This window comes from Variovorax sp. P2_H12, assembly GCF_056403395.1.
Genome location: NZ_JBFUFO010000026.1, coordinates 63,259 through 87,185 on the forward strand (window position 1 = coordinate 63,259; position 23,927 = coordinate 87,185).

A 23,927-nucleotide genomic window follows, 5' to 3' on the forward strand; every position below is an offset into this window, starting at 1 on the left:
GGATGACACGGCGCGCATGGCTGCCCCTGATCGCGCTGCTCGGATGCGGCTTCGCGGGGGCGACCCTGGCTGCAGAGGCCGACTATCCCAACCGCCCGATACGCCTCCTCCTGGGCTTTTCCGCCGGTGGCGGCACGGACGTCATTGCGCGCGCGCTCGCCCAGAAGATGAGCGAGTCCCTGGGCGTCAGCGTGGTGGTCGACAACAAGCCGGGGGCCAACGGCAACATCAGCGCGGAGGCGGTGGCGAAAGCCCCCAACGACGGCTACACGCTGCTCTACAACACCTCGTCCATCGTGCTGAGTCCCGGCCTGTACAGCAAGCTCGGCTATGACGTGCAGAAGGATCTGAGTCCGGTCGGCCTCGTGGCCAATCTGCCCATGGTGCTGGTGGCCGCGACCTCGGTGCAGTCCAAGGGCGTCGCCGATCTGGTGACCACCATGAAAGGCGCACCTGGCCGGTTCAACTACGCCTCGGCCGGCAACGGCAACATCACCCACTTCGCCATGCTGATGTTCGAGCATGCGGTGGGCGTCAAGGGCAACCACATTCCTTATCGAGGCGAAGCGCCGGCCATGGCGGATCTCATGGGGGCGCAGGTCGATCTGTACATGGGGACCGCGCCAGGGGTCATGCCTGCGATCAAGGACAAGCGCGTGCGGGCATTGGCCGTGACCAGCCTGAAGCGCCTGCCCGCCTTGCCTGACGTGCCCACGCTGGATGAGTCGGTCGCCAAGGGCCTGGAAATAGGGGCATGGTCAGGCATCATGGCGCCGGCCGGTACGCCCGCCCACGTGATCGCCCGACTGAATGGCAGCCTGAAGGAGGCGCTGGCCAGCCCGGAGGTCCAGGCCCGCTTCGCCAGTCAGAGCGCCGACGCCCGCTACATGACGGCGGAGCAATACGGCCAGTTCCTCCGCGCCGAACTGCCCCGGTGGCGGCGGATCGCGCAGCAGGCCGACGTCAAGCTGGATTGAGAGAGACCACGGACATGGACATCCAGAGCCTGCAGCACATCATCGACCGTTCGCCGTTCAACCGTTGGTTGGGCATGGCGGTCGAGTCGATCACGCCCGATGCGGTCACCCTGACCATCAAATGGCGCGAGGAACTGATCTCCAGTCCCGAGCGCCAGACCACGCACGGCGGCATCCTGGCCACGCTGGTGGACGGCGCCGGCGACTATGCGGTGGCTGTCCGCCTCGGTCGCGCCGTGCCGACCCTGGACCTGCAAGTGGACTACCACCGCCCTGCGACACCGGGCGACCTCCGCGTGGTGGCGAGCGTGGTGAACCTGGGCTCGACGGTCGCCAGCGCGCGTGCGCAGGTCTTCGACTCGGGCGGGCGCCTGCTGGTCAGCGGGCGCGGCCTCTACTTTGTGGCGGAGAAGTGAGCATCATGGGACCCTTGGCTGGCCTGCGCATCGTCGAACTTGCGGGCATCGGGCCCGGCCCCATGGCCGCCATGCTGCTGGCGGACCTGGGCGCCACGGTGCTGCGGGTGGATCGCCCGCAGGACGCCGGGTTGGGCATTCCCCGCCCCTTGCGCTACAACCCCTTGCTGCGCAATCGCGAGACCCTCCGCGTCGACCTGAAGAGCGAGCAGGGCCAAGCCTTGGTGCTGCGCCTGATCGAGGAGGCCGACGGGCTCATCGAGGGTTTTCGCCCGGGCGTGGCCGAACGCATGGGCCTGGGGCCCGACATCTGCCTGCAGCGCAATCCCCGGCTGGTCTACGGCCGGATGACAGGCTGGGGCCAGACCGGGCCGATGGCACAGGCGGCCGGCCACGACCTCAACTACATCGCGCTGACGGGCGTCCTGGACCTGATCGGGCGACCGGGCCAGCCACCGACCCCGCCGCTCAACCTGGTCGGCGACTTCGGCGGCGGCGCGCTGTACCTGGCGCTGGGCATGCTGGCGGCCATTCTGGAAGCGAAGCGATCCGGCCAGGGGCAGGTCGTCGATGCGGCCATCGTGGACGGCACGGCTTCGCTGGCGACGTCCGCCTTCGGCATGCAGGCGGCCGGCCTGCTCGATGCCAGGCGCGGCCACAACGTGCTGGATTCCGGGGCGCCTTACTACGATGTCTACGAGTGTGCCGACGGCAAGTGGGTGTCGGTGGCGCCGATCGAGGGCAAGTTCTATCGCGAGCTGCTCGAACGCCTGGGGCTCGATCAGGCGGAGGTGGGCCGGCAAGACGACCGCAACGACTGGGTGCGCGCCAAGGTGGTGCTTGGCAAGCGCTTCAAGGAACGAACGCGTGACGAATGGTGCGCGCTGCTGCAGGGCACGGACGCCTGCTTCGCGCCCGTGCTGACGCTGGAGGAGGCGCCTGCGCACCCCCATCTGCGCGCGCGCGGGACCTTCGTCGAAGTCGACGGCGTGGTGCAACCGGCGCCGGCGCCGCGCTTTTCGCGCACCGTGCCGGCGCAGCCCCGGCCGCCTCGTCCTGCGAGTCGGGAAGGCGCGATGACGGCCCTGACTGACTGGCTGGGGGCGACGCAGGCCTGCGAATGGCAGGACGTCCTGGTGGCTGATCCACCGGCCGCCGCGCGCCCATGACCGCATCCGTGCCGGCGCGTTTTCGCGCCTTTCGAATCCACCGCGGGGAGCGCGTGCAGGGACGGGTCGAGCCGCTGTCGCTTGATGATCTGTCGCCGGGCGGCATCGTGATCCGGGCCCGCTACGCCGGGCTCAACTACAAGGACGCGCTGGCCACGACCGAGCATGGCGACGTGATCCGCAATTTCCCCCGCGTGGGCGGCAGCGACGTCTCGGGCCACGTGCTGAGTTCGGACGACCCGCGCTGGCGGCCGGGTGATCCGGTGCTGGCCTACGCGCAGGGATTGGGCGTGGACCACGACGGTGGCTTCAGCGAGTATGTGCGCGTGCGCCCGGACCAGTTGGTGGCGTTGCCGCCGGGGCTGGACCTGCTGGCGTCGGCGTCGCTCGGGGTCGCGGGCTTTACCGCCGCGCTGGCCGTGCACCTGCTGCAGGACAACGGGCTGCGGCCGGGGCAGGGCGATGTGTGGGTCAATGGCGCCACCGGCGGCGTGGCCAGCATGGCGATCGCGATGCTGGCGGCGTCGGGCTATCGCGTGGTGGCCATGTCGAGCAAGACGGAACACTCGGAATGGCTGCGCCGCCAGGGCGCGGCCGAGGTGCTCGGGAGCGGCGAGCTGGCGCCATCCCCCGGCCTGCTGGCCAAGGCGCGCGGCAGTGCGGCCATCGATTCCATCGGCGGTGCCGCGCTCGACGGCCTGTTGCGCAGCATGCAGCCACGCGGCATCGTCGCCAGCGTGGGGAACGTGGGCGGCAACACGCTGCACACCAACGTGCTGCCTTTCATCCTGCGCGGCGTGCGCCTGATCGGCGTCAACCTCAGTGCCTATCGCGACCTGGAGTCGCTGCTCTGGCGGCGCCTGGCCACCGACCTGCGGCCCGCCCGGCTGGGTGAGAACACGCGGCTGATCGCGCTGGACGATCTGCCCGAGGCCATCCGGCAGATGCTGAACGCGCAAACCGTCGGACGGACCTTGGTGGCCTTCGGCGACGCCTGAACCGTCCCTCTCCAATCCGTCCACGATGTGGTCAAGCACCGCATTTCCGATGGACCGAAAGCGCACCTGCACGGAAGCTCGCGTGTGCGAACCCACCTGAGACAAAGGATCAACATGAACGAAACAGTCAGCAGCCCCGTCGGCACCGAGCGGATCGGCCAGATCCTGGTGATGACGATCGACAACCCGCCAGTCAATGCGACGTCCTGGGCCGTGCGTTCCGCACTGACACAGGCTCTGGCGGAACTGGAAGCGGACGACTCGCTGCGGGCGGGCGTTCTGATCGGCGGCGGGGCCACTTTTGTAGCGGGGGCCGACATCCGCGAGTTTGGCGCGCCGGCCTCGTTGGTGCCGTCGCTGGCGCAGGTGGTCGATGCGATCGCCGCCTGCAGCAAGCCGATCGTCGCCGCCGTGCACGGCGTTGCGCTCGGCGGCGGCTTCGAGCTTGCGCTGGGCTGCGACGCCCGCGTGGCCGTGGCCGGCAGCATGCTGGGCCTGCCTGAGGTGACCCTGGGCATCCTGCCGGCGGCCGGCGGCACGCAGCGCCTGGCGCGGCGTGTGGGCCTGGCGCGGGCCATGGGCATGATCTGCAGCGGCGAGCGCTTCAACGCGCAGCGGGCCTTGGCGCTCGGCCTGGTGGACGAGGTGGTGCAGGACGGCCTGCTCGAGCGCGCGATCGCCATGGCGCAAGGCCTGACGGCCAAGAGGGACCTGCTCGATGAACCCATGCCGCTCGAAGACGCGGCGGCCGTGCAGGCGGCCGAGAACGCGGCGCTGCGCGCCGGCAAGCGGCGCCCGGCGGTGCTCGCTGCCATCGAATCCATCAAGAACGCGGCCCGTCTGCCCAAGCTCGAAGGCCTGGCCGAGGAACGTCGCTACTTCCAGGAGCTGCGGCTGACACCCGACGCCTTCGGTCTGCGCCACCAGTTCTTTTCCGAGCGGGAGGCGCTGAAGACACCGGCACACCTCAAGACCCAGGCACGCCCGGTGCAGGTCGTGGCCGTGATCGGCGCCGGCACCATGGGTGCCGGCATCGCGATCAGCGTGCTCGACGCCGGACTCGATGTGTTGTTGCTGGAGCGGGACGCCGCGGCACTGCAACGCGGCATGGAGCGCATCCGCACCCACTACCGTGAGCGCGTGGCGGCCGGCAAGATGCCGGCCGAGCGCGCCGAGGCCTGCCTCCAGCGCCTGTCCGACAGCCTGGACTGGCAACGGCTGGCGCAGGCCGACCTGGTGATCGAGGCGGTGTTCGAGGAGATGGCCATCAAGCAGGAGGTCTTCCGCACGATCGACGCCCACGCCCGGCCGGGCGCCGTGCTGGCCACCAACACCTCCTATCTGGATGTGGATGCCATCGCCAGCGCCACCAGCCGCCCGGCGGACGTGCTGGGCCTGCACTTCTTCAGCCCGGCCAACGTCATGAAATTGCTCGAGGTCGTGCGCGGCGCCCGGACCGGCGCCGACGTGCTGGCCACCGGCCTCGCCCTGGGAAAGCGATTGGGGAAGATGCCCATCCTGTGCGGCAATGCGTTCGGCTTCGTCGGCAATCGCATCTACAACGTCTATCGCCAACAGTGCGAATTCATGCTGGAGGACGGCGCCTGGCCGGAGCAGGTCGACGAGGCGCTGGAGGCCTTCGGCTTTGCGATGGGACCCTTCTCGGTGGCCGATCTGGCGGGCCTGGACATTCCCTGGCGCATGCGCAAGTCGCAGGCCGCCACCCGCGACCCGCGCACACGCTACGTGGACATACTCGACCAGCTGTGCGAGCTGGGCCGCCATGGCCGCAAGACCGGTGCCGGCTACTACCAGCACCCCGACGGCAAGCCCGGGCCGCGCGTCAGCGATGCGATGGTGCGCGGCATCGTCGAGCAGGCTTCGCAGCGGCGTGGTCTGCACCGCCGGCCGCTGCAGGCCGAAGAGATCCAGCGTCGCGCCATGCTGGCCATGATCAACGAAACGGCGTGGCTGCTGCACGAGGGCGTGGCCAGCCGCGCCAGCGACATCGACGTCGCGATGGTGCAGGGATACGGCTTCCCGCGCTGGGTCGGCGGGCCGGTGTTCTGGGCTCGCCAGCAAGACCGCGCGCAGCTCGAGCGCGATCTGCGGGAACTGGCCGAAACCTCGGGCCACGGCTTCGAAGTGGCAGATCTCTCGCTTCTTCTTGATCAAGAGAACCCATGAATCGCGCCGGCGTCCGTAATGCCACCCGGCAAGACGGATGAAGGGAAGCGGATCCCGGCGATCAAGCCGGGAAACGCGCACCGGTCAGAACGAGGGATCGATGGGCGTGTCCATCGGACAGTGGCCTTCGATCACTTCCGCGGCCTCCAGCACCATATGGATGGCGACCTCGCGCGCCGCTGGCTGCGCCGGCGCGTTCGGGATGCTTGCACGGAGCGCTACCCGCTCTCCACGTTGGCAGCCACCCAGTCCGCATAGGGCTGGTGCACGGCTGCCAGTGTCTGGGCGTGAATGTCCGGAACCTCGTAGGGATGGCATTCCGCGATGGCCGCCATCAGCGCCGCCTGCAGCCGCACCGTGGTCTTGAACAGCACGCGGACTTCGGGCTCGCGGTGCAGTTCACCCTGCCAGGAATAGACGCTCTCGATCGGCGCGAGCTGAGCGCAGGCGGCAAGGCGGCGTTCGACCATGGCGGTGGCGAGCGCGTTCGCCTGCTCGGCGGTCGCGACAGTGGTGGTGACGGCTGCGATCACGTGGCATCTCGACGAATGGCGCGCTCAGATCCGACGGCCTGCGCGTTGAATCAGCCTGGCCAGCGATGCCGCCGCGCTGCGGGGCCTCAGGCTGAGCTTGTCGCGCACGGCGCGGACACCGTTGACGCTGCGCACTGTGTCTTCGGCGATCGAGCGCTGGAAATCCCATTCGACTTCGCCGCGCAGCGTCACGAGGCCGTCCTGGACTTCGAGCAGCAGGTTCTCCGCGGGCACGACGCCGTTCCACCTCAGACGATGGACGGCGGCCAGCGCAATCTGGCGATCTGAATGCTGATGCGCCGGATCGGCCCGAACGTCCAGCACGAGCACCAGCGCACGCACACCTCTGACCGCATGGGCGGCGCGCTCGACCGCCAGTCTCTCGGCCCAGCTTTCCACGTGGCCGGTGAGCGTCGCTACGCCATCGGACACGTCGACCTCGAGATCGACGTCGCGCGTGCTGCCGTCGCGCTTGAGCGCGGCGAGGATGTGCCGGCGCAGCGCCGGGTCGGAGAGGGTGATCTTCGCTTTCATGCCAGTGTCGATCCCGATCATGGCGATGCCTGCGGGCTTCTTGCCATCTGCTTCAGCGCGTCGTAGCCGCGTGCGGTGATCTGCATGACGCTGGCGGGATCCTGCCGCGCGCAGCGATCGGTGTCGAGATGAATCCGCGGAATGAAGCCTGCGATGTAGCTCGCGGCGTCGAGCCTTCGCACTTTGTCGATCTGTTCCGGCTCGACGATCGTGAGGGGGAGTCGGGCATTCGCGAGCCTCTGCAGCAATTCCATGCACATTTCAGCGCTCCTTGTCATGCGGCGAGGCGCTGAACAGCGCCAGGGAAGAAAGGCTACGTCAAGCGCGGCGCGCGCGTATTGATCTGAGGCAATCTTTGCGTCGCGGCGCGGCGGATCCGGTCGGTCCGAAGGGCGCGCTGCTCGGCGCCACCCGCGAATTCGGATGCTTCCGTCAGCTGGCCGACTTGTCGGCCGCCTTCGGTGGTGCGAATGCGGGAATCCTTCGTCGGTCGGCGACCGCGGCCAGGTGGCGGCCGATGATGAAGATGGCGCTCAGGATCGACACGATCGCCATCGCCAGCAGGACGCCTGCGGCGATGTCCAGCGGAAAATGGATGCCCACGTAGATGCGGGCCCAGCTTGTGGCGCATGCCGCAGCGGTCGCCAGCAGTCCGATGCGCCGGAGACCGGGACGCACGAGCAGCGCCAGCGCCAGCGTGAACATCACCGAAGCGTGCGCGCTCGGCAGCGAGCCTCGCGCTCCGTGCGGAACATAGGGCGGGCTGAGGCCGGTCATGAACGGCCTCGGAAAACCGAGTGCGGACGCGATCCAATGCGCCAGCAGCGCGGCCACCGCCAGCGCGCACAAGGTGGCCACCAGGTAGCCGCGTTGAGCGGGCTGGCGCGCAAAGGCCCAGGCCACGAGTACTGCGCCGATCCACGGGCCCCAGACCGCGATCAGGGCGGCGACCGACAGGATCCACGCGTTGGGCTCGTGGCCCGCGGCCATCCAGGCGAAGAGGGTGAGATCGAGCTGCTTCATCGAAGCCCCCGGGCATCCACGCGGCCCTGGACGGCGTCGGCGCAGAGCAAGGGCTGCAGGACGATCAGTGCAACGCCGGCCGCGCACCACCACGGGCACTGTCTTGCAATGAGTTGACGCAGCCGATCGAACATGGCGATCAACTCTAGGCTGCGGTTCTGAAGGCAAGCTGAACCGCATCGCTGACTCGGCGGTTCAGGGTCGTGTCATCGCCAGACGAATCGGGTGCCGGCCTGCACGGTCCAGGCCTGGTACGACTGACTGCCCATTTGCCAGCCCACATTGCCCCAGGCCATCCATCCCCCCTGGAATCTGGCGTCGACGCCGGCCTTGAATTCGAATCGATCGGAGGGGTAGAGGTAGCGCGTCGACACGTTGTTCACCACCACCTCGTCGCCCAGCGCGTCATGCCACCAGTTCAAGGTCACGGACGGCCGAACGACGCCACCTGCCCAGCCGAAGGCCTCGTGTTCCGCGCGGACGCCCAGCCTGGACAGCCAGCCGCCACGATGGGCGCCGTCGACCTGCAGTCCATCCAGCTGCGTCACGTTGTAGGTGTGGTTGTGAACGTAGACGAACTGGCCCTGCGGAACGAGCGACCAGCTGCTGTCTTGCAGGCGGACCACGTAGCCGCCTTCGGCCGACAGGATTCCGGCGTGGGAGTTGTAGTCGACCTGTTCCCGGAACACGGTCTGGACGCGGTCGGAAAACACGGCGTACTGGCCCCAGAGGTCGCTGTACCAACCCGTGCGGGTGAGGTCATCCTGATACCAGGTGCCGAAGGCGCCGACACTGTAGCCGCTGGTGTTTCCCTGCGACTGGAAGTAGGCCGGAACGCCCTGCGCGTCGCTTCGCGTGCCCCCGTAGCCGAACATGGCGCCGAAGTGCATCCGGTCGGAGCGTCCGAACGGCGACCACTGGCCAAGGGTCGCCGTGCCCTGCATCCATGCCGTCCTGCTGTCGATGTCGAACCCGCCGATGTCGCCGCGAATTCGATCCCCGGTGCCACCCGCTCGCAGGTCGAAGACCCCGCGCTGTGGCTCCGCTGTGTCCGTCCGGGGTTGCCAGCCCCAGCCGCCCTGGCGGTCCTCCAGGCTGTGCACGAACAGGGCGCCCGACTGGTGCTGGTTGCCGTAGTAGGCGCCGGTTTCGGGCCGCGCACCCAGGGGGATGGGCGGGACGGATGCGCAGGCTGGCGAGATCGACGGCAGGCACTGCGCCCAGCCGTGGCAACCCGTTGCGAGGACAGCGGCTGCCACGACCCAATGGCCCGCGTGAGGTCGAGTTACAGAAGACAGACGCATTCGTCGTACTCCTTGGCTCCGGGTGAATCCCGCTCGTCGAAGATCGGCAAGGTGGCAACCCGCCGACTCCAACGGGGCACGGGGTGACCGACCCAACTGTAACTCTATATTGCAATCATGAGGGCAATCTGAACGTGCCCGAGGAGCAATGGCGGTGTCCCGGGAGGCGAAGCCGGCCCGCCTCAGCGCGAGAGTCCCGCGGGCCGGGCGGCGCTCCGCGCGGGGCCGAGTCGGTCGAGGCGCAGCCGCTGTCGCTCGTCGGTGATGGCGCGCGCCGCGAGGTACACCGCACCGGCGGCCGCCAGGCCGCCCGCGCCCGTGAGGAGAAAAAGCAGCAGGATCTGGTACTTGACCGCTTCGACGGGATCCATACCGGCCAGCAACTGACCCGTCATGATGCCCGGCAAGGTGATGATGCCGGCCGCGGACATCTGGTTGATGATCGGAATCATGCCGCGCCGGATCGATGACCGCGTCAACTCGGCCAGCGCGCTGCGGATCGGCGTGCCCAGGGCCAGCTGGGCCTCGATGGCCTGGCGGCGCAGGGTCACGCCTTCGACGAAGCTGTCCAGCCCGAGGCTCGCCGAATTCAGCACGCTGCCCAGCACCATGCCCATCAGCGGGATGGCGTAGCGCGGGTCATACCAGGGCTCCGGGCGGATGGCGGTCATCAATGCCAGGACGACCGTCGCCAGGCTCGAGACCCCGACCACCGCGATGCCGATGCGGTAGTTGCGCCACCCCTGAAAGCGCCGCTCCGGACGCACCGCGACTTCGCGCGCGGCGGCGCCGATCATCAGCAGCACGACGAGCAGGGTCAGCGCCGGCGACCCCAGCCTGAAGACGACCTTCAGCAGCAGACCCACCAGGAGCAACTGCACCACCATGCGCGTGGCTGCCCAAAGGACCTGCCGGTGCAGGTGCAGCCGAAGCACGATCGACGCACAGGCATTGGCGAGCACCAGCAAGGCCGCCAGCGCGACATCGGTCGCCTGGAGGTGGACGGTGGCGGTGTTCATGAGAGCCGAACCTGCCCGTCGTGCATTTCGTAGTGGCGTGTGCCCATGCGCACGGCCTGCTCGCGTGAATGCGTCACCCAGAGTATCGACAGGCCGTCGTGCAGTCGACGGCGCAGCAGGTTTTCCACCGCCGTCGTCGAGGCGGCGTCCAGGGCGGCGGTGGGCTCGTCCAGCAACAGCACCGCGGGCTGGAGCGAAAGTGAACGCAGCAGCGCCAGCCTTTGGCGCTCGCCGGTCGACAGGCGAGCGACCTCGGCATCGAGGATGGCCTCCGGCAGGCCGAGTTCGTCCAGCATGGCGCGGGCGGCGTCGACCTTGTCCGAGGCGAAATGCGCGGCCGCCGTGGGCGCCCACCAGGCCGGCTCCGCGGCCTGGTACACCACCTGCCGCCGCCATTCGGGCGCGCTCCAGGCGTCTCGCTGGCGGCCATGCAGGCAGACCGTTCCGGTGCCGGGGTCGAGGTCGGCGATCAGCCGCATGAGGAGGCTCTTGCCCGAGCCCGAAGGTCCCATGAGCGACACGCATTCGCCGCGTCCGATGTCGAGATCGAAGGGCCCGCCGTGCACGGAGCGCAGGCCGCGCAGGCCCAGCAGCACGACGGCGGTGGTGGTGGTCATGCTGGTGCTTGCGCGAGGCCGGCCAACTTCGGGCATGCAGCGATCATCGGCCATTTCCGTCGGGGCCCACATGCGCGGGCCCCGCCGCCGGCGACGACCGGCCCCGCGTCGATGTGGGGGCCTTCAGCATCGCACCAACCGAAGACTACTTCGCCGCCGCTCCCTACAACAGCGCGATGGCCCGCGCCGCATCGAGCCTGGCGATGGCCGAGAGCGCGGCGTCCCGTTCGACCGGGTGCGCGTCGTCCTGGTTCAGCACGCCGTGGGCCGCGATCCATCCTTCGAGGGCCAATGGGGGGTTCCAGCGGTCCAGGTCGTGGTGGCGGATCTGCTCGACGATGATCTGCGCGAACGGCAGCGGCACGCGTCCCTCGCGGTTGGCGCTCAGCAGCTGGCACAGGCGGATCTGCGCGCGCAGGCGTGTGGGCGCGTCGGGCGCGCGAGCGATCATCTGCTGCATCAGAGACACGGCCGCCTCGAGCTCGCCGGCGGCGGCGAGGGCGCGCGCCTGCGCCACTGCGGCCCCCAGGCCATCGCCCCTCGGCTCCGGCCTGCCGCTGTCCGGCGCATCGGCGGGCATGGCCAGGGTGCCGATCCATTGGACCGTGCGAGCGTTCGCGAAGGGCATGCCGTTCGCGAACGACAGGCTGGCCAGCCCCGGCAGGCGCTGGAGCAGTTCGCGGGTGGCGCGTTCGACTTCGGCCCGCGCGGCGGCCCCGGACTCGCCCAGGCGGGCCAAGCCGTCGGCGCAGAGCGCCTGCAGGTCCAGCCAGAAGGGGAAGGCCGGGAACTGGGCTTCGGCAAGGCCGATGGCGTCCTGCGGATCCGCCGCCTCGTCCTGCATGCGCTGCAGCGCGTCCACCACCTGCCCGATCGGCGGCCCGATCTGCGTGAGGCCGTTGGCCGCGGGCGGCAGCGATTCCACGCCGGCCCAATTGGCAAAGCGGCTGATGCGGTAGGCGCGGGCGTCTCGCGGGTCGGCCGACATCATGACGTCGACCAGCCGGTTCAGATGGTCGAAGGCCGGCGCCAGCGCGGCCGCAACATCGACCGCCGCGGACGCGGCCAACGCCGGCAGCGCAGGCGATGCGGGCAGCGCAACGGGCGCCGGAGCGGCCTGCGCGGCGCCTGCGGCTTGGGGCGCCGCCGCGGCGGATGACGCCACGGTCGCTGCCGGCGCGTCCTCGGCGACCGGCACCCTGTCGATCAAGGCCTGCAGCGGGCGCATCGACGGCGCTTCCTCGTCCCTGGCGCTCAGCTGTTCGTCGATGCGCCGCGTCGCGGCGAGCAGCTCGGCGATCAGCGCCGAAGGCTGCGGGTCGAGTTCGGTCCAGCGCTGCTCCTCGGCGGCCAGCGCGGCCCGGTCGAGCAGCCACTGGATCGCGTTGCGGCGCGCGCGCAGGCGGGCGAGCGGCGGATACATGCCGTCCCAGAAATGCTCGATCAGGTCGCCGACCACCTGCAGCCCGACCGCCAGGCCGGGCAGCCCGTTGCCTTGCAGGAGTGCGACATTCAGGTAGCCGGCCACCAGCAGGTCCTTGCCCTTGTCCGCCAGCAGCAGCGAGGCCAGTTGCCCCACGCGAAGCCAGTCGGTCTGGCCATCGGCACCGGGGTTCGACAACTTGCCGATCTCGAGCTGCAGGGCTTCGAAGCGCGGGTCGTCGCGCACATCGCTGCCCGCGGGCAGCATGGCATTGACGGGTTGCCGTCCGATGCCGTCCAACAGGGCGATATCCACTTTCGCGTTCCTCTTGCTCTTGAATGGCCGGGCGGTTCAGTCCCAGACCGCCTCGACCGACAGGGCGTCGAAGTAGTAGCCGACGCCGCGCTCGGTGCGCAGCAGCGCGGGTTGTTTCGGATCGGCTTCGATCTTGCGCCGCAGGCGCAGCATCTGGACGTCGATGGAACGGTCGTACACGTCGTCGAAGGCGCGCGTGCGTTCGATCAGCTGTTCGCGCGTCACGATCTTGCGCGGCGTGCCGAGGAACAGCACCATCAGGTTGAACTGGCTCGGCGACAGCGACACGTCGCGCCCATCGGGCGTTCGCAGGCGGCGCGTGTTGAGGTTCAGTTCCCAGCCGTCGAAGCGGTAGGCGCGCGGATGCTTGCCGCGCGTCACCGGGCTGCGTACGGCGTCCGTGCGGCGCCAGACGGCGCGCATGCGCGCCAGCACCTCGCGCAGCGAGAAGGGCTTGACCACGTAGTCGTCGGCGCCGAGTTCGAGCCCCATCACCCGATCGGCTTCTTCCTGGCGGCCGCTCATGCAGATGATCGGAAAGCGATGCTCTTCGCGCCAGTGGCGCGTCAGGTCCACGCCATCGCCGTCGGGCAGGCCGAGGTCCAGCAGGACCATGCTGTACTCGCGCTGCGCAGCGGCTTCGAGGGCTTCCTTGACGTTGCGGGCCAGATGGCTCTCGATGCCGTGGCCTGCGAGGTAGCTGCTCAAGAGATTGGACAGCGAGCCGTCGTCGTCCACGATCAGGACCGGCGCGCGTGGTTGCGTGTTCAAGACTTCGTCTCCTTCATGCTGATCGTTTTTTGCGTGGGGCGTGCGGCGCCGTGCGGGCCGGCGGCATCGAACAGGGGCACCTCGAGCCGGAACACGCTGCCGCGGCCCGGCGCGGTGGCCATGCCGATGAATCCGCCATGCCCGCTCGCCACGCCCGCCACGATCGCCAGGCCGAGGCCCGAGCCGCCTTGCGCCAGGCGCGTGGAATAGAAGGGGTCGAACAGGTGCGGCCAGTGCGCGGCATCGATGCCGGGCCCGTCGTCCGTCACTTCGACCCATCCCCGCGCGTTGTCGGCGGCCTGCGGGTCGCCCAGCAGCACGTCGAAGCGCCCGTCGCGCAGGCCCGCGGAGCTCTGCGTGCCCAACCTGAGCGTGACCTGGTGCCGCGCGGCTTGTGTCGCGTTGCGCAGCAGGTTCTGCACCGCGCGGACCAGCTGGCCGCGGTTCGCCAGCACCCGGGGCGCCGCCGCGCCCGGCGTGCCCGTGCGCGCGACGCGCAGGTGAGCCGGGCACAGGGGGCGCGCCATTTCCAGCACCTCGTCGACCACCTCGCCGAGATCGACGCAGCCGCGCGTCGGATCGCCCTGGCGGGCCGCGAGCAGGATCTGCTGCGTCATGTCGCGGCCGCGCTCGGCTTCGCGGGACAGTTGCGCCAGTTCGGCGTGTCCGGGGCTGCCGGCGGGGATGCGCTCGGCGGCGATTTCCGCGCAGGCGCCGATGGTGCCCAGCACGTTGTTGAAATCATGGGCGATGCCGCCGGCCAGGAAGCCCAGCGATTCGAAGCGGCGCGCCTGGTCGAGCCGGGCGGCGAGCCGCTGCCGCTCGCCGATCGACACCGCCAGCAGCATCGACAGGATGGCGATGCCGATCAGATCGACCTGCAGCGTCCACATGCCGTAGCCGTATTCCACGTAGGGCCCGAATCCGGCGAGCGTGAGGGCGACCATGCCGATGGAGATCGCCGCGTTCAACTGCGCCACCAGCACCATGCCGCTGCGCACCGCCGCCCAGCACAGCGGCAAGGTCAGCGCGGTGCGCACCACTTCGTCGTGCATGTGGGGCACGAACGCGAGGCCCAGGCAGGCGAAGGCGGCCCCGATCGGCAACCAGTTACTCCGGTCGCGGAAGACGGCGTTCGCCGCCGCGGTGCCCCAGGTCAGCAGGGCGGGCACGAGCGTGAGCATGGCCATCGCGTTGGCGACGTAGATGTGCCGCCACGGTCCGATCCACTCGGCGCCGGCGCCCCAGCGCAGCACCATGCTCGCGAGCACCGAATGCAGCAGCGACAGGGCCCCCGGCAGCAGCAGCGTGAAGAGCAGCAGGCGGCGCGATGAGTCCAGATGGCCGTCGGGTGCAATCCAGCGTCGTCCGAGCCAGGCGCCCAGGGCCACCTCGAGCAGGCCGATCGTCGCCAGCGCGAGATCGACCGCCGGCAGCGGCTGCCCGCCGGTCGAGCCCACCAGCGCCAGCGCCGTCGCCGCCACCGCGAGATAGATCGGCCACTCGCGGACGCGGCGGCGCCACAGGAGCGCCACGCCCATGGCCGGCGCCGGCCAGGCGAGCGTCGACAGCGATGGGTCGGCGGCAATTTGAAGACCGGGATTGGCAGGAAAGTAGTAAGAAAGTCCTAAAAGAAGAGAAAAACCAGCGCAGCCAATCACGCCTGCGGCCGGCCTTGCCAATCCGCAAGCCCAGGACACGTTGCCGCCGGCAACGGCTGAATTAATTGAAGGCGCGAGGCCGGAGTCCGGTGAGCGCAAGTCTTTCATTTGTAACGATTGCCTTTGCCGCGACTCTAACTGCACTGACGCAATCTGGTGACAGATGAGACGCATCGACAAAAAATTGAGATATCTCGACTAACGCTGAAATACTTTTTAACGTGAAACTTGGATGCCGAAGGCGGCCTGGAGTGCGGGCGGCCAGATCGCCAAAACGCGGTGAACGGACATATCCCGGAAAACGGTGAGCGTGCGATATGCAATTTCACCGCGCGACGCAATGTCCGGGCATTCCGGTGGATCTCACCTCAACCATTTTCCAGGAGAAATCAATGGCAGCCGATGGGTCAGTCGCTCCGAAAGAGCGCGTCAATATCGTTTATCGCCCCGCCGTCGGCGATGCGCAGGCCGAGGTCGAACTGCCGCTGAAGTTGCTCGTGCTGGGCGACTTCACGCTGCGCGCGACCGATGTCCCGGTGGAGGAAATGAAGCCCGTGGCCGTCGACAAGGACAACTTCAACGACGTCCTGAAGGCGCAGAAGCTCGAACTCAACATCGGCATCGACAGCAAGCTGGATCCGAATGCCGAAGAAGGTGCGCAGCTGCCAGTGAAGCTGGCCTTCGAATCGATCGATGATTTTTCGCCCGACGCCATCGTCGAGAAGGTCCCCGAGCTGCAGCAGTTGCTCGCCCTGCGCGATGCCCTGAAAGCCTTGAAGGGGCCGCTGGGCAATATCCCCGACTTCCGCAAGCGCGTGCAGGAACTGGTCCTGGACGAACAGGTGCGCGCCCGCCTGCTGAGCGAACTCGGCATCCAAGAGAAATAACCCGAAAGCAGCCCATGGAAGAAGAACAAGTCCAGCCTGGCGCCGCCGCGCCTGCCGCAGCCGCCGCGTCCTTGTTGGACCAGCTCGTGGAGTCCGCCCGCGTCAAGCCGGGCGACGATGCCTATCCCATCACGCGCCATGGCTTGCAGGCGTTCATCTCGCACCTGCTGGAGCCGCAGAACTCGGTCGAGCGCGTGACGCAGGCGACGGTCGACGACATGATCGCGGGGCTCGACCAGAAGCTTTGCGGCGCCGTCGATGCGATCCTGCATCACCCCGAATTCCAGGCGATGGAATCGGCCTGGCGCTCGCTGAAGTTCCTGGTCGACCGGACGAATTTCCGCGAGAACGTCAAGATCCAGATCCTCAGCGTCAGCAAGCAGACGCTGCTGGAAGACTTCGAGGATGCCGCCGACGTGACCAAGTCGGGGCTCTACAAGAACCTCTACACGGCCGAGTACGGCCAGTTCGGCGGCCAGCCCTTCGGTGCGATCGTGGGCAACTACGAATTCGGCCCCGGGGCCCAGGACGTCAAGCTGCTGCAGTACGTCGCCGGCACCGCGGCGATGGCCCACACGCCGTTCATCGCCTCGGCGGGTCCGCAGTTCTTCGGCATCGACAGCTTCGAGCAACTGCCCAACCTGAAGGACCTGTCGTCGGTGTTCGAGGGGCCGCAGTTCGTCAAGTGGAACGCCTTCCGCGAAAGCCAGGACGCGCGCTACGTCGGCCTGACGCTGCCGCATTTCCTGCTGCGCACGCCCTACGGGGCCGACACGGTGCCGAGCAAGAAATTCAACTACCAGGAGAGCGTCGCCGGCGGCAACAAGGACTTTCTCTGGGGCAATGCGGCCTTTGCCTTCGCCTCCCGCCTGACGGACAGTTTCGCCGACTACCGCTGGTGCGCCAACGTGATCGGGCCGCAGGGCGGCGGCACGGTGTCTGACCTGCCGATCTATTCGTACGAGTCGATGGGCGCGATCCAGAACAAGATCCCGACCGACATCCTGATTTCGGAGCGGCGCGAGTTCGAACTGGCCGAGCAGGGCTTCATTGCGCTGACGATGCGCAAGAACAGCGACAACGCCGCCTTCTTCTCGGCCAACTCGGCGCAGAAGCCGAAGTTCTTCGGCCAGAGCAAGGAAGGCAAGGAGGCCGAGCTCAACTACAAGCTCAGCACCCAGCTGCCCTACATCTTCGTGGTCAGCCGGCTGGCGCACTACATCAAGGTGATCCAGCGCGAAAACATCGGGATGTGGAAGGAGCGGGCCGATCTCGAGAAGGAGCTCAACCTCTGGATCCGCCAGTACGTGGCCGACATGGACAACCCGGCCGAAGGCGTGCGCAGCCGCCGGCCGCTGCGGCAGGCGGAAATCAACGTGGTCGATGTCGAGGGCGAGCCGGGCTGGTACCGGGTCGACCTCAAGGTGCGGCCGCATTTCAAGTACATGGGCGCTTCCTTCACGTTGTCGCTGGTCGGCAAGCTGGAGAAGAAATAGCCCCATGCGGGTGTGGCGGTCAATTCATGTTGCAACGGTAGCTTGAATACGACCAAGTGAAATTCTCTGGTCACGCCGCCATCACACAATTGAACCAACGCAGCCATTGAATAGCCCCAAGGTTGCGATGGAAAATTCAAATTCCGCAGGAAAGCTGTATTTGAAATCAAGCGGGGCCGACCATCCGGCAATTCATTGCCGACCAACCGAGAGCCAATAAAATGCCAATGCCGTGCTACCTGACCCTGGAAGGTCAAAATCAAGGAAAAATCGAAGGTTCGACCAAGGTCAAGGGTCATGACGGGAAAATCCTGGTGCAGGCCGTCGAGCACACCATCGAAATCCCGAAGAGCCCGCAAACCGGCCTGCCGACCGGCAAGCGCGTCCATGGACCGACCACGCTCACCAAGGAAATCGACAAGTCGTCGCCGAAGCTGTTCCAGGCGCTGACCTCGGGCGAGCAGATGAAGTCGGTGGTGCTGGAGTTCTATCGGATCTCGCCCAAGGGCACCGAAGAAAAGTACTACACGGTCAAGCTCGAGAACGCGATCCTCACCAGCATCCGCTCGTGGACGCCCAACTGCCTGAACCCCGACAACAAGCAGATGGGGCACATGGAGGACGTTGCCTTCACCTACGAGAAGATCACCTGGACCTTCGATCCCGATGGCATCGAGGCCGAGGATTCCTGGCTCGCACCGAAGTCCTGATCTGCGGGAGTCGATCGCTTTCTGTGAATGAATTCCGCTTGCTCGAACGCGTGGCCCGCTGGGAAAGCGGGACCGCGCGCAGCAACGCCGCACGGGCGACCCTGCTGATCGACTCGGTGATCGCGCATCTGCGCTGCATCCTCAACACGCGCCAGGGCAGCGTGCCGCTCGACCCGCTGTTCGGCGTGCCGGATTTCACCAATCTCGCGGGTGGGCTGTCGGCCGGGTCGGTGCGCGACATCGAGGCCTCGATCCGTCAGGTCATCACGCGCTACGAGCCCAGGCTGCGTGCGCCGCAGGTGGCATTGCGCGCCGATGCCGGCGATCCGATGTCGCTGCGCTTCGATCTCGATGGCCGGCTGAACGTCGATGGCCAGGACATTCCCCTGCACCTGTCCACCATCGTCGGCAGCAACGGCAAGGTCAGCGTGCCGGACCATGCCTTGAGGCGGTGAACGCCGCGCGTTACTCGCTTCCATTGCCATGAGCAAAGCCACCTTTCTTCGCTACTACCAGGACCAGCTTCAGCAGTTGCGCGAGCTGTCGGTCGACTTTTCGCGGGCCAATCCCGCGTTGGCGCCGATGCTCGCAGAGCCGTCGAGCGATCCGGACGTCGAGCGCCTGCTCGAAGGCGTGGCATTCCTCAACGGCCTCACGCGCCAGAAGCTCGACGACGAGTTTCCCGAACTCCTGCAGGAGCTCGCCAACCAGCTCTTCCCGCACTACCTGCGGCCGGTACCGGCGTCGACGCTGGTGGTCTTCGAGCCCAAGGGCATGCTGGCCGAGGCGATGGAGGTGGCCGCCGGCAGCGAACTCGCCTCGCTGCCGGTGGACGGCACGCGCTGCCGCTTCCGCACCAGCCACGCGCTCAAGGTCGAGCCGCTGGCGCTGCGGGGCTTCGAGCTGGTGCAGCACGCCGGCCGGGCGCCGGCATTGCGGCTGGACTTCACGCTGCAGGGCATCGACCTGGCGCAATGGCAGGCCGGGCCGATCCGCTTGTTCCTCGGCGCCAACTTCGCCGAAGCCAGCAACCTGCTGACGCTGCTGATGACGAGGGTGGCGCAGATCGAGGTCGCGGCCGGCAGCCCGCAGCAGGCGGGCGCGCGCTTTGCGCTGGGGCGGCAGGCGCTGCGTTGCGCCGGCTTCGACCACGAGATGCTGGCCTATCCCAACCATGCATTTCCGGGCTTTCGCGTCATCCAGGAGTACTTCGCGCTGCCCGAGAAGCTGCTGTTCGTCGAACTCGACGGCCTCGAGCGGTGGAGCGGCGGGCTCAGCGGCCCCCAGTTCAGCGTCTGGCTGACGCTGACCGACCTGCCCGACTGGATGCCCGAGCTGAGGGAGAACAGCCTGCAGCTCAACGTGGTGCCGGTGCTCAACCTGTTCGAGCACGCGGCCGAGCCGATCCAGAACGAGCACCGCATGAGCGAGTACCGGGTGCGGCCCGAGAACGAGAAGAAGGGGCACTACCAGATCTTCTCGGTCGACCGCGTCTGCGGCTATGTGCAGGGCGCGAGCGAAGAACGCGTCTACACGCCGTTCGGCATGGCCGCCTTGCCGGGCCAGGCGGTGCGGGAGCAGCCGAGCTACAGCCTGTCGCGGCGGGCCGCCACGGTGGGGCGCGGGCAGGACCTGTTCCTGTCGATCGCCACGCCGCGGCAGCAGGAGTTGCAGTCGGAGACGCTGTCGATCACGCTCACCTGCACCAACGCCGAGCTGCCCGAAAGCCTCAAGCTCGGCGACATCGCCCAGCCCACCAGCACGTCGCCCGAGCGGCTGCAGTTTCGCAACATCCGCCCGGTCACGCCGCAGCTCAATCCGCCCGCGGACGAGCACCTGCTGTGGCGGATGATTTCGCACATCTCGCTCAACTTCCTGTCGCTCGCCGATGCGGCGAACCTCAAGATGCTGCTGGGCCTGTACGTCTTCTCTGAACGGCAGGACCATGGCCGCGAGATCGCGAACCGCCATCGCATCGCCGGCATCGAGTCGCTCGACGCCGTCCCCGAGACCCGGCTGATCGGCCGCCGCATGCTGAGCGGCCAGCGGCTGCGCCTGGTCTGCCGCAGCAGCCACTTCGCCAGCCTGGGCGGCCTCTACGTGTTCGGCTGCGTGATCGAGCGCTTCCTGGGCGACTACGCCGCGATCAACGCGTACACGCGGCTGGAGCTGAAGGACACCGACAGCGGCGCCGTCTTCGAATGGCCGGCGAGATTGGGGCGGCAATGCCTGCTTTGAAGGACGAACTGCTCGCGCATGGCGCCGGCTACGGCTACTTCCAGGCCATCCGGCTGATGCGGCGCGCGGGTGCTTCGAGCATTCGGGTGCGGCCCAACCTGAGCCTGGGCTTCCCCGACACCGACATCGACCGCATCGAGCCGATGCCGGGCCCGGCCGCGGACGGCGGCGGCGACGCCTACCGCGTCACGGCCAATTTCTTCGGCCTCTACGGCGTCTCGTCGCCGCTGCCGACCTTCTATTCCGAGGACCTGCTCGACGACCAGCGCGAAGGCCGGCATGCCAGGCGCGATTTCTTCGACATCCTGCACGCGTCGCTCTATCCGCTGCTGTTCGAGGCCTGGCGCAAGTACCGCCTGCAGCTGCGCGCGGTCGAAGAGAACGATGCCGATGCGCTCGACATGCTGTATGCCTTCGCCGGCCTGGGCTCCGCGCAGCAGCGCGACGGGCTGCCGGGCGCCGGCGGCCTGCTGCGCCACCTCAACCTGTTCGCGCAGCGCACCCGCTCCGCGCTGGGCCTGCGCACGCTGCTCGCCGATGCCTTCGCTCCGGCGGCGGTCGAGGTCGAATCCTGCGTGCCGCAGTGGGTGCCCATCCCGGCGGACCAGCGTCTGCGGCTCGGCCTGCAGGCGAACGTGCTCGGCGAAGACTGCCCGCTCGGCGTGCAGGTCGAGGACAGCGACAACCTGCTGCGCATCGTGATCGGCGACCTGCCCGAGTCCCTGTTCCAGCAACTGCTGCCCGGCGCCGACGGCCATCGGTGGCTGCAGTTCCTGGTGCGCTTCTATCTCACGCGGCCGCTGCAGGTGGCCGTCGAGCTGCGCCTGAAGCAAGGCGAGGGCCGCGGCGCGCGCCTGGGTGCGGCATCGTGGTCGCGGCTGGGCCTCGACACCTGGACGCCCGGAGAGCCGGCCGACGGCGCGCCGGCCGCCAGTTTCCTCCTGGCGCCGCAACTCATCTCTCCCACTAGGAATCCATCCCATGCTGCTGGTTGACCTCAAGCCGCTCGTCGGCCGCCTCGATGGCTACTGCAAGGAATCGCTCGAGAACGCGGTCGGGCTCTGCGTCTCGCGCGGCCACTACGAGATCACGATCGAGCACCTGCTGCACAGGCTGCTCGACGAGCCGCAGGCCGATCTGCCGCTGCTGCTGCGACAGAACGGCGTCGACGCCGGCACGCTGCGCCAGGGCGTCGAGCGCGTGCTGGAAGATCTGCGCGCGGGCAACACCGGCCGGCCGGCGTTCTCGCCGCTGCTGCTGGAGCTGCTGCAGGATGCCTGGCTGCTCGGCTCGGTCGACCTGGGACAGTCGCTGATCCGTTCCGGCGCCGTGCTGGCGGCGCTGGTGGCGCGCGCGAACTTCTATGCCGGCGGCAGCATCGGGCCGCTGCTGGGTCCGCTGGTCAAGGAGACCCTGCTGGCGCAGTTCCCCGCCGTGTGCGCCGGCTCGATCGAGGGCCATCCCGCGTCGCCCCAGGGCGGCGGCGACGGCGCGGAGCGCGCCGGTCCGGCCGGCGGCGCGATCGCCAGGTACTGCGAGAACTTCACCGAGAAGGCGCGCGCCGGCAAGATCGACCCGGTGTTCGGGCGCGATGCCGAGATTCGCCAGATGGTCGACATCCTGGCGCGGCGGCGCAAGAACAACCCGATCTGCGTCGGCGACCCGGGGGTCGGCAAGACCGCGGTGGTCGAGGGGCTGGCGCTGCGCATCGTCGAGGGCGACGTGCCCGACATGCTCAAGGACGTGAGCCTGCTGGGCCTCGACATGGGCATGCTGCAGGCCGGCGCCAGCGTCAAGGGCGAGTTCGAGAACCGGCTCAAGGGCGTGATCGAGGAAGTGAAGGCCTCGGCGACGCCGATCATCCTCTTCATCGACGAGGCGCACACGCTGATCGGCGCCGGCGGGCAGGCCGGCACCTCCGACGCGGCCAACCTGCTCAAGCCGGCGCTCGCGCGCGGCGAGCTGCGCACCATCGCCGCGACCACCTGGGCCGAATACAAGAAGTACTTCGAGAAGGACGCCGCGCTCGCGCGCCGCTTCCAGCTCGTCAAGCTCGACGAGCCCGACGTCGCCACCGCCGTGCAGATCCTGCGCGGCCTGCGCGACCGCTACCAGGAGGTGCACCAGGTCGCGATCCGCGACGATGCGCTGGTGGCGGCGGCCGAGCTGTCGAGCCGCTACATCAGCGGTCGCCAGCTGCCCGACAAGGCGGTCGACCTGCTCGACACCGCCTGTGCGCGGGTCAAGGTGCTGCAGAACGCGAAGCCCGACCTGCTCGAGGACACCGAACGCCGCATGCAGGCGCTCGAGCGCGAAAAGCGCGGCCTGCAGCAGGATGCCGACAATCGCCAGCCGGTCGAGGCGCAGCGCTTCACCGACATCGATGCGCAGCTCGACACCCTCGCCACCCAGGCCGAGGACCTGCGTGCGCGCTGGCAGGCGCAGCGCGCGGCGGCGCAGGCGCTGCTGCAGGCGCGCGGCACATTCAGCGCGGCGCGGCGCGAGGCGGTTGACGTCGGCGCAGAAGCCACGTCGCCCGCGCTGAAGGCGCTGGACGACGCGGTGCTGCAGGCCGAGCGCGCCTTCATCGAGGCGCAGGGCAGCGAAGCCCTGGTGCGCATCGACGTCGATCCCGACGTGGTGGCCAAGGTGGTGTCGGACTGGACCGGCGTGCCGGTCGGCAAGATGCAGCGCGACCAGGCCACCACCGCACTGGGCCTGGCCGATGCCCTCAAGCGCCGCATCCGCGGCCAGGATGCGGCGCTCGACCAGGTGGCGGAGATCGTCAAGACCGCGAGCTCGGGCCTCAACGATCCGCGCCAGCCGCTGGGCGTCTTCCTGCTGGTCGGCCCCTCGGGCGTGGGCAAGACCGAGACCGCGCTGGCAGTGGCCGACCTGCTGTTCGGCGACGAGAAGTCGACCGTGGTCGTGAACATGAGCGAGTTCCAGGAGCGCCACAACGTCAGCCGCCTGATCGGCTCGCCGCCGGGCTATGTCGGCTACGGCGAAGGCGGCCTGCTGACCGAGGCGGTGCGCCAGCGGCCGTACTCGGTGGTGCTGCTCGACGAGGTCGAGAAGGCCCACCTGGACGTGCTGAACCTGTTCTACCAGGTGTTCGACAAGGGCATGCTGTCCGACGGCGAAGGCAAGGAGATCGACTTCGCCAACACGGTGATCTTCCTGACCTCGAACCTGGCCACCGACGTCATCACCGAGATGACGCAGGGCGGCGAGCGGCCCGATCCGGCGGTGCTCGCGGGCGCGATCCGCCCGCTGCTGTCGAGCCACTTCAAGCCGGCGCTGCTGGCGCGCATGACCATCGTGCCGTACGCGACGCTCGACGCGCAGGCGCTGGGCGGCATCGTGCGGCTCAAGCTCGAGCGCATCGTCCAGCGGCTGGCGCACAACAACAAGATGCGCTTCAGCTACACGGAGGCGGTGGTCGAGCGCATCGCGGCGCGCTGCACCGAGGTCGAGACCGGCGCCCGCAACATCGACTTCATCCTGCGCGGCAACGTGCTGCCGATGATGTCGCAGCAGATCCTGCAGCGCATGGGCAGCGGCGAGCCGGCCGGCGCGGTGCATCTCGATGTCGACGCCCAGGGCGAGTTCGCGGTGAGCTTCGCCGGCGACGAAGCCGAGGCCTGAT

General features: G+C 68.4%; 22 protein-coding genes. 12 read left to right on the forward strand and 10 right to left on the reverse strand.

The window, feature by feature from the left end:
- Nucleotides 1–2: 2 nt before the first annotated feature.
- The 5 genes from AC1DYK_RS20730 to AC1DYK_RS20750 all read left to right on the forward strand — a co-directional run bounded on the left by AC1DYK_RS20730 (nucleotide 3) and on the right by AC1DYK_RS20750 (nucleotide 5,747).
- The gene (locus AC1DYK_RS20730) at nucleotides 3–977 is read left to right on the forward strand and encodes a Bug family tripartite tricarboxylate transporter substrate binding protein (protein WP_478168016.1); all 975 of its coding nucleotides are present in this window, start codon (nucleotides 3–5) and stop codon (nucleotides 975–977) included.
- Nucleotides 978–991: 14 nt separating this feature from the next.
- Nucleotides 992–1,393 carry a PaaI family thioesterase gene (locus AC1DYK_RS20735; RefSeq protein WP_478168017.1) on the forward strand — a complete coding sequence of 134 codons (402 nt, stop codon included), beginning with the start codon at nucleotides 992–994 and terminating at the stop codon, nucleotides 1,391–1,393.
- 5 nt (nucleotides 1,394–1,398) lie between these two features.
- The gene (locus AC1DYK_RS20740; RefSeq protein WP_478168018.1) at nucleotides 1,399–2,562 is read left to right on the forward strand and encodes a CaiB/BaiF CoA transferase family protein; all 1,164 of its coding nucleotides are present in this window, start codon (nucleotides 1,399–1,401) and stop codon (nucleotides 2,560–2,562) included.
- Entirely contained in the window at nucleotides 2,559–3,560 is a 1,002-nt protein-coding gene (locus tag AC1DYK_RS20745; protein WP_478168019.1) for an acrylyl-CoA reductase family protein, read from the forward strand. Before AC1DYK_RS20740 ends, AC1DYK_RS20745 begins: the two co-directional genes overlap by 4 nt.
- Nucleotides 3,561–3,674: 114 nt before the next feature.
- Nucleotides 3,675–5,747, forward strand: a complete 2,073-nt coding sequence (locus AC1DYK_RS20750) for a 3-hydroxyacyl-CoA dehydrogenase NAD-binding domain-containing protein (protein WP_478168020.1) — start codon at nucleotides 3,675–3,677, stop codon at nucleotides 5,745–5,747.
- A 218-nt stretch (nucleotides 5,748–5,965) separates the two neighbouring features.
- On the opposite strand, the gene cutA is transcribed toward AC1DYK_RS20750, so the two are convergent.
- The 10 genes from cutA to AC1DYK_RS20800 all read right to left on the reverse strand — a co-directional run bounded on the left by cutA (nucleotide 5,966) and on the right by AC1DYK_RS20800 (nucleotide 15,121).
- Nucleotides 5,966–6,280: a divalent-cation tolerance protein CutA gene (gene cutA, locus AC1DYK_RS20755; RefSeq protein WP_478168021.1), complete on the reverse strand. Its 315-nt coding sequence runs from the start codon at nucleotides 6,278–6,280 to the stop codon at nucleotides 5,966–5,968.
- 24 nt (nucleotides 6,281–6,304) lie between these two features.
- Entirely contained in the window at nucleotides 6,305–6,835 is a 531-nt protein-coding gene (locus AC1DYK_RS20760; RefSeq protein ID WP_478168022.1) for a BON domain-containing protein, read from the reverse strand.
- Complete coding sequence (locus AC1DYK_RS20765) at nucleotides 6,832–7,068, reverse strand: hypothetical protein (protein WP_478168023.1); 237 nt, start codon at nucleotides 7,066–7,068, stop codon at nucleotides 6,832–6,834. Before AC1DYK_RS20765 ends, AC1DYK_RS20760 begins: the two co-directional genes overlap by 4 nt.
- A gap of 178 nt (nucleotides 7,069–7,246) precedes the next feature.
- Entirely contained in the window at nucleotides 7,247–7,837 is a 591-nt protein-coding gene (locus AC1DYK_RS20770; RefSeq protein WP_478168024.1) for a phosphatase PAP2 family protein, read from the reverse strand.
- A 206-nt stretch (nucleotides 7,838–8,043) separates the two neighbouring features.
- A complete protein-coding gene (locus tag AC1DYK_RS20775) occupies nucleotides 8,044–9,096 on the reverse strand; it encodes an autotransporter outer membrane beta-barrel domain-containing protein (RefSeq protein ID WP_478168025.1) in 1,053 nt (350 codons plus the stop codon).
- 227 nt (nucleotides 9,097–9,323) lie between these two features.
- On the reverse strand, nucleotides 9,324–10,160 hold the full coding sequence (locus AC1DYK_RS20780; protein ID WP_478168026.1) for an ABC transporter permease: 837 nt from the start codon (nucleotides 10,158–10,160) through the stop codon (nucleotides 9,324–9,326).
- Nucleotides 10,157–10,777, reverse strand: a complete 621-nt coding sequence (locus AC1DYK_RS20785; protein WP_478168027.1) for an ABC transporter ATP-binding protein — start codon at nucleotides 10,775–10,777, stop codon at nucleotides 10,157–10,159. The genes AC1DYK_RS20780 and AC1DYK_RS20785 overlap by 4 nt, the downstream gene beginning before the upstream one ends.
- A gap of 163 nt (nucleotides 10,778–10,940) precedes the next feature.
- Entirely contained in the window at nucleotides 10,941–12,515 is a 1,575-nt protein-coding gene (tssA, locus tag AC1DYK_RS20790; RefSeq protein ID WP_478168028.1) for a type VI secretion system protein TssA, read from the reverse strand.
- Between the two features lie 36 nt (nucleotides 12,516–12,551).
- A complete protein-coding gene (locus AC1DYK_RS20795; RefSeq protein WP_478168029.1) occupies nucleotides 12,552–13,286 on the reverse strand; it encodes a response regulator in 735 nt (244 codons plus the stop codon).
- Nucleotides 13,283–15,121, reverse strand: a complete 1,839-nt coding sequence (locus AC1DYK_RS20800) for an ATP-binding protein (protein ID WP_478168030.1) — start codon at nucleotides 15,119–15,121, stop codon at nucleotides 13,283–13,285. The genes AC1DYK_RS20795 and AC1DYK_RS20800 overlap by 4 nt, the downstream gene beginning before the upstream one ends.
- A gap of 218 nt (nucleotides 15,122–15,339) precedes the next feature.
- Between AC1DYK_RS20800 and tssB the strand changes: the two genes are divergently transcribed.
- From tssB to tssH, 7 genes are all read left to right on the forward strand, one after another.
- Nucleotides 15,340–15,834, forward strand: a complete 495-nt coding sequence (gene tssB, locus AC1DYK_RS20805) for a type VI secretion system contractile sheath small subunit (protein WP_478168031.1) — start codon at nucleotides 15,340–15,342, stop codon at nucleotides 15,832–15,834.
- Nucleotides 15,835–15,848: 14 nt separating this feature from the next.
- Nucleotides 15,849–17,330 (forward strand): type VI secretion system contractile sheath large subunit, encoded by a 1,482-nt coding sequence (gene tssC, locus AC1DYK_RS20810; RefSeq protein WP_478168032.1) that lies wholly within the window; start codon nucleotides 15,849–15,851, stop codon nucleotides 17,328–17,330.
- 221 nt (nucleotides 17,331–17,551) lie between these two features.
- The gene (locus AC1DYK_RS20815) at nucleotides 17,552–18,040 is read left to right on the forward strand and encodes an Hcp family type VI secretion system effector (RefSeq protein WP_478168033.1); all 489 of its coding nucleotides are present in this window, start codon (nucleotides 17,552–17,554) and stop codon (nucleotides 18,038–18,040) included.
- 38 nt (nucleotides 18,041–18,078) lie between these two features.
- The gene (gene tssE / locus AC1DYK_RS20820; protein ID WP_478168034.1) at nucleotides 18,079–18,495 is read left to right on the forward strand and encodes a type VI secretion system baseplate subunit TssE; all 417 of its coding nucleotides are present in this window, start codon (nucleotides 18,079–18,081) and stop codon (nucleotides 18,493–18,495) included.
- 28 nt (nucleotides 18,496–18,523) lie between these two features.
- Nucleotides 18,524–20,278, forward strand: a complete 1,755-nt coding sequence (tssF, locus tag AC1DYK_RS20825) for a type VI secretion system baseplate subunit TssF (RefSeq protein WP_478168035.1) — start codon at nucleotides 18,524–18,526, stop codon at nucleotides 20,276–20,278.
- Nucleotides 20,266–21,273 carry a type VI secretion system baseplate subunit TssG gene (gene tssG, locus AC1DYK_RS20830; RefSeq protein WP_478168036.1) on the forward strand — a complete coding sequence of 336 codons (1,008 nt, stop codon included), beginning with the start codon at nucleotides 20,266–20,268 and terminating at the stop codon, nucleotides 21,271–21,273. The genes tssF and tssG overlap by 13 nt, the downstream gene beginning before the upstream one ends.
- The gene (gene tssH, locus AC1DYK_RS20835; protein WP_478168037.1) at nucleotides 21,260–23,926 is read left to right on the forward strand and encodes a type VI secretion system ATPase TssH; all 2,667 of its coding nucleotides are present in this window, start codon (nucleotides 21,260–21,262) and stop codon (nucleotides 23,924–23,926) included. The genes tssG and tssH overlap by 14 nt, the downstream gene beginning before the upstream one ends.
- Nucleotide 23,927: the final 1 nt, after the last annotated feature.